A 10597-nucleotide genomic window follows, 5' to 3' on the forward strand; every position below is an offset into this window, starting at 1 on the left:
AATTGTTAATTGTTAATTGTTAATTGTTAATTATTAATTGCTTATGGCTACTTTGAATCTGAAACCTTCCCACAAGGCGGTAAAGTCCTATTACCAAACATTACAAAACTTCCAGAAGTTGGGGGCGGCTAATGAAGGGGCGGTTAAAGTCGCTTTTGCCGATTTGTTAACTTCCTGTTGTCAGCAGTTTAATTGGATTTTGGTACAGGAAAACAGCCTGAAGTTGACCGCCAAAAAACGGATTCAAGTTGATGGGTTATTTGTCCGAGATGATACCCTAAAACATGGCATTTGGGAAGCTAAAGACACCGCCGACGACTTACCCAAAGAAGTACAAAAGAAATTTGCCAAAGGCTACCCCAAAGATAACATTATTTTTCAGTCCCCTGACCGGGTGATTATTTGGCAAGGGGGAAAACAAGTCTATGACCAGGATATCACCAAACCGGAAGCCTTGGTCGAAAGTCTAAAGTTGTTTTTTGAATATCGCCCACCCCAAATCGAAAATTGGGAGAAAGCCGCGGCCGAATTTGGCGATAAAGTGCGCGGGTTGGGGGAAAAACTGGTTGATTTAATCGAGAGTCAACGCAAAACTAATCCCCAGTTTATTGGGGCTTTTCAAGGGTTTAGTAACCTGTGCCGTCAGTCGATTAATCCTAATATTTCTGATGCGGCTGTGGAAGAGATGCTGATTCAGCATTTACTCACGGAAAGGATTTTCCGACAGATTTTTAATAACCCCGATTTTACCCGGCGCAATATTATCGCCGTGGAAATTGAGAAGGTGATCGAGGCTTTAACCTCCAAGTCGTTTAGTCGCGCTCATTTTCTGGGAGATGTTGATTATTTTTATCGCGCCTTAGAAGAGGCTGCGGCTACTATTACTGAGTATAGCGAAAAGCAGCATTTTTTAAACACGGTTTATGAAAGGTTTTTCCAAGGGTTTGCGGTCAATGTCGCCGATACCCATGGGATTGTTTACACGCCTCAGAGTATTGTCGATTTTATGGTGAGAAGTGTTGATGAGATTCTCCGCACCGAGTTTAAGAAATCTCTGAGTGATAAAGGGGTGCATATTCTTGACCCGTTTGTGGGGACGGGTAACTTTATTATGCGGATAATGCGGGAGATTAGAAAAACTGCGTTATCTCATAAGTATCAGCAGGAGTTACACTGCAATGAGGTGATGTTATTACCCTATTATATCGCTTCGATGAATATTGAGCATGAATATTTGACGGCAACGGGACAATATCAGCCTTTTGACGGGATTTGTTTGGTGGATACTTTCTCGGTGCAAGAAGCATTACAACTCGATTTATTTACTCCCGAAAATACCCAACGGGTCAAGCAGCAGCAAAGTTCCCCCATTTTTGTGGTCATTGGCAACCCTCCCTATAATGTCGGACAGCAAAATGATAACGACAATAACAAAAACCGCAAATATAGCCAAACGGGAGGAGTTGATCAACGGGTGGCGGAAACTTATGCGAAAGACTCGAAAGCGACTAATAAAAATAAACTTTCCGACCCCTACGTTAAGGCATTTCGCTGGGCGGCTGATAGAATTGAAGATGAGGGAATTGTGGCATTTGTCAGCAATAACAGCTTTATTGATGCGATCGCTTTTGATGGAATGCGGCAGCATTTAGCCCAAGATTTTGACGCAATTTATATTTTAGATTTGGGGGGTAATATCAGAAAAAATGCCAGCAATCAACCGATTTATAATGTTTTTGATATCAAAGTAGGGGTGAGTATTAACCTGTTGATTAAAAAGAAGGAAGGTAACAAATCTCCGGGTAAAATTTATTATGCAGCGGTGGGTGAGTTTTGGCGGAAACAGGAAAAATACGATTATTTAGAAAAATGTCAGCATTTGGGTGGGGTAGACTGGGAAGAGATTAAACCGGACAAAAAACATACCTGGTTAACCGCAGGGTTGCACGCGGATTTTGAAACCTTTATCCCCATGGGGACTAAGGAAACCAAAGCCGCCAAAGGAGACGCGACGGGGGCGATTTTTAAGTTGTTTAGCTTGGGAGTTAATACCAATCGCGATGTTTGGGCGTATAACTTTAATCCTGATGAATTAGCCGCCAATATTCAAAGGATGATCGCCACCTATAATGAACAAACCAGGAAATGGCATGATTGTCAAGATCCATCAGTTAATCTCGATGATTTTGTTATATCTGATGATACGAAAATTAAATGGAGTAGTCGCCTTAAAGAATGTCTGAAAGCCAATATAACTACGCAGTTTATCCGCGAAAACGTAAGAAATTCTCTATATCGTCCATTTTGTTTTCAGTTTTTATATTTCGATGAAGTTTTAACTCATCGTCGCGGTCAATTTCCCTACATATTCCCCACCCCGGAGACAGAGGAAGAGAATCGGGTGATTTGTGTAACTGGGATTGGGTCTGAGAAGCCATTTATGGTAAATGTCAATAATATAATTTGTGATTTACATTTAAGTGGTGCGGGATGCAGCACTCAATGTTTCCCTTTCTACACTTATGACGAAGACGGAAATAACCGCCAGGCAAACATCACGGACTGGGCGTTAGATGCTTTTCGGGAAGAATACGAAAACCCGGCTATCAGTAAATGGGATATTTTCTATTATATATATGGTTTGTTACACCATCCCAGGTATCGGGAAAAATACGCGGACAACCTGAAAAGGGAATTACCACGCATTCCCTACGCCCCGGAATTTGAGAGTTTTGCCAAAGCCGGAAAACGTCTAGCGGAAATTCATCTAAACTATGAAAAGCAACCGGAATATCCGCTGGAATTTATCGAAAATGATGAGGTCGCCTTAAATTGGCGGGTGGAAAAGATGAAACTGAGTAAAGATAAAACCCAGTTAATTTATAACGAGTTTCTGACCTTGGCGGGTATTCCCCGGGAAGTGTTTGCATATCGCCTGGGGAACCGATCAGCTTTAGATTGGATTATTGACCGCTATCAGGTTAAAATAGATAAACGCAGTGGTATTGAAAATGACCCCAACCGCTTAGAGGATGAACAATATATTGTGAGGTTAATTGGTCAGGTGATTACAGTTAGCTTAGAAACCGTGGATATTGTCAATCAATTACCCTCCCTGGAATAAGGAAAAGATGATCGTCTACCCCCAGCCATATCGGTGAGTTATGGAAACCTGGGGGGAACTGTTGACAAATATCACCATGGCTGGTAGGTTAAAAGGGGGGGTAAAAATCAGCCTGTTTTGAGATTGCCCACAGAGGGGAAGATTCCCGAAATATCTACCCGCGAAAATCCTAGGAAGTTTACCCGTTGACGGGACTGGCGCAAATTGATGTGGTGGCTGAAGTGTTCGCTGATGACCATATTACCGCTGACCGTAACAGTGGGATTAATCGAAGTAGGAATTACCCCACCATCCCCCGATCGCATTCAGGAATTAACATCGTTTTTGGGTGCGGTCACGATTCCCACAGGTTTCCGATTTGAGGATACAGAAGTGGGGGGACTGTCGGGAATAACTTATAACCGGCAAAAAGATGTATATTATGCGGTGTCGGACTCCCAAGGCGATCGCGGTGACGCGAGATTTTACACGCTGAAATTGCACTGGAGTGGGGACCCTTTCCAATTAGAAGGGGTGGAAGTAATAGGAGTAAGGCGGATATTAGACGCCAACGGGGAAGCCTTCCCATTGTATAGTTTAGACCCGGAAGGAATTGCTTTTACGGGAGAAACGGTTTGGATTGCTTCGGAAGGAAATATAGCGGCGGGTTATCCTCCGTTTATCAAGGAGTTTTCCCTAGAGTCGGGTCGCCAACTAAGTGAATTACCCATCCCAAAACAATTGTTTTCGCCAGATAATCCTAATATAGGAGTGAGAAATAATCTGGCTACGGAAAGCCTGACCCTAACCCCGGACGGAAAAACTCTATTTACAGCTACGGAAAATGCTTTAATTCAAGACGGACCGGCGGCGACGGTTAAGGAAGGAAGCCCTAGCCGGATAATTCGCTATAATTTGGAGACGGGTTTAGTAGATGGTCAGTTTCTGTATATGACAGAAGCGATCGCGGGTAGTTCCCTGATGTCTGAGACGTTACAGCTTAACGGACTGGTGGAGTTGCTGGCTGTGAGTGAGAGGCGATCGCTGGCTATGGAAAGGTCATTTTCCCTAGACCGGGGATTTGTGATCCGCCTGTTTGAGGTATCGGTGAAGGAAGCGACGGATATTAGGTCCTTGGACAGCCTGCGAAACCAATTAGAGGGAATTACCCCGGTTAGCAAAACTCCGGTATTGATTCCCCCAGAGATACAGGCTGAGGTAATCTGGGATAATCTGGAGGGGATGACTTTTGGGCCAACTCTCCCGGACGGAAGGCGATCGCTAATCATGGTCAGCGACAACAATTTCCACCCGCTACTACACACCCGGATCGTAGTTTTTGCGATCGACCCCGAATATCCGGCGAAACCCTATCAGCAAAGGGTCTGGGAGTGGATAGAAAATTTTTTCGGTTCAGGGGTTGACAAAACCGGGAATTAAGCTGATAATAGATTTTGTGCTTAAAACGAAGCACTAACTACGAAGACTTCAAATCAGGGTCTACCATAGGGGACTGTAGTTCAATTGGTTAGAGCACCGCCCTGTCACGGCGGAAGTTGCGGGTTCGAGCCCCGTCAGTCCCGTTATAAATAATTAACAATTAACAATTAATAATTAACAATTAATAATTAACAATTAATGCTGCGCCGTTGATTGATTTCTGGGAAGGCAATGGGCAATGGGCGATGGCTGGGGATAAAATCATCAATGCGATCGCGCTTATTATAGGTTTAATTCAAGCATTTTCTGGGATGCGATCGCTATGGCATCTTCACGGGTGGATATTTGACCCTCAGCCTTAGCAATTTGTATCTCTTGGAGTAGATCCCCTAATAAGGGACTGGGAGAGAGTCCCAATTTTGCCATTAAGAGTTTCCCGCTAATGACGGGTTGGGGGTGAGCGATCGCATCATCGGGATTCAGATAATGGTTAATTAGGGTAGTAAACTCCTGTAGTGATGCTCCGGCGGCTATGGACAGGACTACTAAGGCGGGGAAAAATTCCCCCACATTAGCAAATAGAAAATATTGTTGGCGTATGGATAGATCGGCTATGGGGGTGGGTTGTAGTTGCTGAAAGGTTCCTAGTAAAGCCAGAACTCCCCGGATCTCAACTCGGCTATATTTGAGGGTAATTAACTCGGCTTCGGCTTGGTCTCGATCCTCGCTGGTCATGGTGGCTAATTTGGCGATCGCGAGTTGGGACATTTTAATGGTTTCCCGCACCGACTCCCTCAAGGGTTTGGCTAATGGTGGATAGGTTTGTGAGACGGCGGCGGCGACGTGATCAAGATTTTTGAGGCGATCGCATCTATCTCCCAAACTGCTAAACCAGGGGGAGATCAGACCGATTTTCCAGGCTTCAATTAATTTCGGCACTCCCAAGGGGGTATTGAGTAAATATCCTAACTCAGTGCGGATACGTTCTGCTGCTACCCGTGGTAATAAACTGGCTAAATCGGCGATCGTCTGTTTAGTTTCCGGTTCAATCACAAAGCCTAACTGCGCCGCCTGTCGATATCCCCGCAGCAACCGCAGGGGATCATCAGCTAAGTTTTCCCGACTGATCATGCGCATCAGACCCTGTTTTAAGTCTTGTTGTCCCTGATAGGGGTCGAAAAAAGTTTTGGTTATGGGATGATAGGCGATCGTATTAATTGTAAAATCCCGCCGCCCTAGATCTACCTCTAAACTTCCTCCCTCAGCTTGAGCAAAATCTACTGTTACCCCTGGGAATACTACCCTAGCAATTTGTCGCTCCGCATCTAACAACACAAATCCGGCTTGATAATGGGAGGCGATGGTTTTGGCTGTGTTTACTGCTTCCGACAACACCACAAAATCTAAATCCAAATCACCCACGGCGCGACTCAATAAGGCATCCCGCACCGCACCCCCGACTAAATAAGCTGATTCGGGTAGATTTTCTAAACCAAACGGCCAGTTTTCGGGAGATAATGGGGATGTAATAGCAGCAGACATATAGCAAGCAATACCTATCTATAGAAGAATCCGCGATCGCAAATAGTCAATCAAATTACCAAAGTCCACCCAGTTCAAGTGTTCAGATAACGATAACTTTCCCAGGTAACTTTCTTGATGTTGCCGAAAGGGACTATTTTTGACAAAGCTCAGGATTTGGGTTAATACTATACAATACCATGAGACCAAAAATATTTTGAGGGAAAATGGATCAAGCTATACCGCCAGAATTAGAATTCAGTAATCCTCTTGGTTGTCTCCCATGTCCTGATAGTCCGCTGTCTCTGGATTCTGCTTTTTATGTGGAGCGTCCCCCCATCGAAATTATAGCCTATCAGCAAATAACCCAACCTGGTAGTGTTATGCGAATTAAAGCACCCCGAAAAATGGGCAAAAGTTCGTTAATGCTAAGGTTGATTAACCACGCCAACAGTTTAGGATATAGTACCGTCTTAATTGACTTTCAGCAAGCGGATTTAGGGATTTTTGAAAGTTCGACCAAATTTTTTCGTTGGTTATGTAGTAATGTCACCAGACAGTTAGGAATAGCCTATAATATTAATGATTATTGGGATGAAGACATCGGCGACAAAGTGAGCTGCACGATGTATTTTGAAGAATACTTAATTGCCCAAATTAACCGACCTTTTTTATTGGTTTTTAATGAGGTTAATTTGCTGTTTGAGTATCCCCAAATCTTCATGAACTTTCTGCCATTATTGCGATTTTGGCATGAGAAATCTGCACAGTCAACAATTTGGCAGAAATTGCGCCTGGTTTTGGTTCATTCCACAGAAGTTTATGTTTCTTTAGGGATTAATCAATCTCCCTTTAATGTAGGTGTATTGATTGATTTACCTGAGTTTACGCATCAGCAAGTGGGAGAACTAGCCGACAAATACCAACTCACTTTAACCGAAAATCAGTTACACAAATTAACCTGCTTGGTCGGTGGACATCCCTATTTAATTCATCTAGCTTTTCATTATTTATATGAGCATCAAACAAAATTTGATGATTTTTTTCATCGAGCTTCTACCGATGCAGGTATTTATAAAAATTATCTGAAAAAAATCTGGATATTAATTCAAAAAAAGCCAGAATTAGTGGAAATGATTCAGCAGTTAATCACCGCCAAAACAGCCTTAAAAATTGAGCCAATATCAGCCTATTACTTAGAGAGTATAGGGATAATTAAAAGCCTAGGAAATAATTATATTTTGGCTGGTGATTTGTATCGTGTTTACTTTAGCTATAAACCGATATCCCCCCAAGTGCCTAGTTCTATTTATATAGAACAATTGGAACGTGATAACCAATATTTATCAAATTTAGTTTATGTTGATGAACTCACTAAGGTGGCTAATCGCTCACAATTCCAGAAGGCTTTTAAAATGGAATGGGAATGTATGGCTATCAAACATAATCCCCTGGCATTAATTGTCTGCGATATAGATTACTTTAAACTATATAACGATACTTTTGGTCATCTAGCCGGAGACGTATGTTTACAAAAAATAGCCCAAGCTATTCAACAGAATTTACAACGTCCCAATGATTTATTAGCTAGATATGGTGGAGAAGAGTTTGTGGTGCTTCTACCCCAAACTGATGGGAAGGGAGCCATGTTTGTGGCGGCAAAAATTTGCCTCGCGGTCAAAGAATTAGCTATAGCTTCTGGAGTGCCTAAATCTGTAGATTCTCAGCATCCGGTAGTAACGATAAGTATAGGAATTGCCAGCATAATTCCTAGCAGTGATTATCATCCAGAGACCCTGTTTATGGCAGCAGATCAAGCACTGTATGAATCCAAAAAAGCTGGACGCGATCGCTATACTATGAGTTCAGAATTTAACTTTAAATACTAACCCCATCCCCATGAAATTCCCAGAAATTGGCATCAGGTTCGAGATCGGGTAAAATTGTACTGAGGGGGGTTAAGCCAGTATCATCCCCCAGTCTGAGTCAGAAACAGCCGTAACAGTCATCTGTGGACGCCAAAGTGCCTGAGATAGTGCCTAGACCAGGATAACAGTAGGCGAGACTAATAGCACCATCAGCAAGAATCGATTAATATAAGCTAAATTAGCAGAAAGGGAAATCAAGTAGTCAATCCTTTTGAAAATATACAGAGGGTTTTGAATATGTGTATTTGTGTTAACTGTTACTATGTCGATCGCTGTATCACCTACCACGCCGTAGAAACACAGCATCAGGAACGCCATGTTAGCGACAATCCCACCTTTGACCCCGTTGAACCCAGCATCAACGTTAATATCCGCACCACAGAAGATAGCATCGAGATGGAATGGGATGTAGTTGGCTGTGAAAGTTTTAAACAAGAAACCGGAAAATGGTCAAAATTGCGACCGGGAGAGCCCATCCCCACCTAATCACCAGCGGACAGCCATTAACCATTGGGGGTCAATAGTCACCCCCATCTTTAATTTTTTTTAACATCCTCAGATTATGAGTTACTGTTTTAATCCCCACTGTCCAAATCCCCAAAACCCAGGTGAGGGGGAGTCGTGCCAACACTGTGGCGCTGCTGTCAAACTATCGGCCCCAATTGGGGGGTCAGCCAATAGCTGTTATGCTGCGCTGGAACTCCTGGGACAAGGGGGATTCGGTCGCACATTTTTAGCGGTTGATCAACTGACACCCAACCATCCACAGGTCGCGATTAAACAGTTTTTTCCCCAGGGAAATAATGCCAAGCGATCGGCGGATTTATTTCGTCAGGAAGCCCAGCAACTGGAGATTTTAGGGGAACATTCCCAAATCCCTAACCGGGTGGCTTATTTTGAGTCGGAACCCTATCAATATTTGGTTCAGGAGTTTATAGAGGGTCATAACCTGGCTCAAGAATTGATGCTCAAGGGTCCGTTTACGGAAAATAAAATTTATCAGGTTCTGGATGAATTATTGCCTGTGTTACAGTTTATTCACAGCCATAAGGTGATTCATCGAGACATTAAACCGGAAAATATTATCCGTCGCCGCTGTAGCAGTAAAGGCTCGGAAAATAGCTTGGTTTTGGTGGATTTTGGGGCGGCTAAATTGGTGACAGGGGGGCTATTACCAAAGACGGGGACTCTGATTGGTTCCGCTGCTTATACGGCTCCTGAACAGTTGATGGGAAAGGCTGTATTTGCTAGTGATATTTATAGTTTGGGGGTGACTTGTATTCATTTGTTGACGGGTGTTACCCCTTTTGATTTGTTTGATAGTCATGAGGGAAATTGGGGCTGGCGTAGTTATTTAAAAAGTCCTGTTAGTGACGAATTAGCTGATATTTTAGATAGAATGTTGGCCGGGGCAACAAGCAAGCGTTTTCATTCGGCGGCGGCGTTACTGCTGAAATTGCACCCCACTCCTAAATATATTGAGGCTATGCCGGGTTTAACGCCGGAACCGGAAACTGGTTTTGTGGCGATCGCCACTAATCCAACCACTATTAAACAGCCAATAAAGCCTAGTACACTCCCCCAGGAAGAACCACAAATCACTGAGGTTCTGCAAAAGGCTCTACAATCCTATCAAGTTAAGGTGCAAGTTAATCGGATTAGTAAGTCTAAGTTAACTATTGTCATTAATCGTGCCGACAAACAACAGGTGGATTATCCCCAAATAGCTAAGGCGATCGCCACTGAATTAACTCAATTAAACCTCAAGAATATTGTCCGGGTTAAGTTATTAGGCAGAGTCCAAAATCGTGGGGTTCCTGAATGGCAAATAGTGCTTAAATTAGACCCAAAAGCCAGACGCAAAAATCAGCGCCTGCGGTTTAAGCAGTATTGCCATAAGTTAATTAGCAGTGAAAATTGGCGAAAAAGAATCCAAAGCAAACAGTTCTGGATGGACACATTAACTATGGCTATGGTTGCCTATATTTTTAGCAACAACTTTATAGTGTTTACCCCATTTTTATCACTGCTAATTGCTCCAATATTTATCATGTTTAAAAACTGGATAAAACCATATCATGAGGTTGACGAAAAGCAAGTTTTTGCCATGGTTGTCGGGTTATTCTTGGTGCTAGAGTTCCTGCAATTCAGATGGGTTCGTAACGACCTTTTTGGTATCATTATCGCTGGGATGTTTCTATCTATACCACTGTTTTCAAACCGGAATAATTAATAATTAATAATTAATAATTAATAATTAATCCTGCCCCGTTGATTAATTTCTGGAAAGGCAATGGGCAATGGGCGATCGCCTCGCCCATCACTTGGACGCGCGTCCCTAATTGCTAGAGGACAAAATAATTAATAATTAATAATTAATAATTAATAATTAATGCTGCCCCGTTGATTAATTTCTGGAAAGGCAATGGGCAATGGGCGATCGCCTCGCCCATCACTTGGACGCGCGTCCCTAATTGCTAGAGGACAAAATAATTAATAATTAATAATTAATAATTAATAATTAATCCTGCCCCGTTGATTAATTTCTGGAAAGGCAATGGGCAATGGGCGATCGCCTCGCCCATCACTTGGACGCGCGTCCCTA

6 protein-coding genes and 1 tRNA gene are annotated in these 10597 nt (G+C 43.0%); 6 read left to right on the forward strand and 1 reads right to left on the reverse strand.

The window, feature by feature from the left end:
* Positions 1–43: 43 nt before the first annotated feature.
* From ACTIE0_RS05390 to ACTIE0_RS05400, 3 genes are all read left to right on the forward strand, one after another.
* Positions 44–3124, forward strand: a complete 3081-nt coding sequence (locus ACTIE0_RS05390; RefSeq protein ID WP_006669107.1) for a type ISP restriction/modification enzyme — start codon at positions 44–46, stop codon at positions 3122–3124.
* 231 nt (positions 3125–3355) lie between these two features.
* Positions 3356–4543, forward strand: coding sequence for an esterase-like activity of phytase family protein (locus ACTIE0_RS05395; RefSeq protein ID WP_006669106.1), 1188 nt, complete (start codon positions 3356–3358; stop codon positions 4541–4543).
* 69 nt (positions 4544–4612) lie between these two features.
* Positions 4613–4686 (forward strand) — tRNA-Asp (locus tag ACTIE0_RS05400).
* Between the two features lie 139 nt (positions 4687–4825).
* On the opposite strand, the gene ACTIE0_RS05405 is transcribed toward ACTIE0_RS05400, so the two are convergent.
* Entirely contained in the window at positions 4826–6085 is a 1260-nt protein-coding gene (locus ACTIE0_RS05405) for a tRNA nucleotidyltransferase/poly(A) polymerase-related protein (protein WP_006669105.1), read from the reverse strand.
* Positions 6086–6291: 206 nt separating this feature from the next.
* On the opposite strand from ACTIE0_RS05405, the gene ACTIE0_RS05410 reads away from it, so the two are divergent.
* From ACTIE0_RS05410 to ACTIE0_RS05420, 3 genes are all read left to right on the forward strand, one after another.
* The gene (locus ACTIE0_RS05410; RefSeq protein ID WP_006669104.1) at positions 6292–7953 is read left to right on the forward strand and encodes an AAA-like domain-containing protein; all 1662 of its coding nucleotides are present in this window, start codon (positions 6292–6294) and stop codon (positions 7951–7953) included.
* A gap of 276 nt (positions 7954–8229) precedes the next feature.
* A complete protein-coding gene (locus ACTIE0_RS05415) occupies positions 8230–8478 on the forward strand; it encodes a Ycf34 family protein (protein ID WP_006621453.1) in 249 nt (82 codons plus the stop codon).
* Positions 8479–8554: 76 nt separating this feature from the next.
* Complete coding sequence (locus tag ACTIE0_RS05420; protein WP_006621451.1) at positions 8555–10225, forward strand: serine/threonine-protein kinase; 1671 nt, start codon at positions 8555–8557, stop codon at positions 10223–10225.
* The last annotated feature ends 372 nt before the right edge of the window (positions 10226–10597 follow it).

This window comes from Limnospira sp. (assembly GCF_051859755.1).
GTDB lineage: Bacteria > Cyanobacteriota > Cyanobacteriia > Cyanobacteriales > Microcoleaceae > Limnospira > Limnospira fusiformis.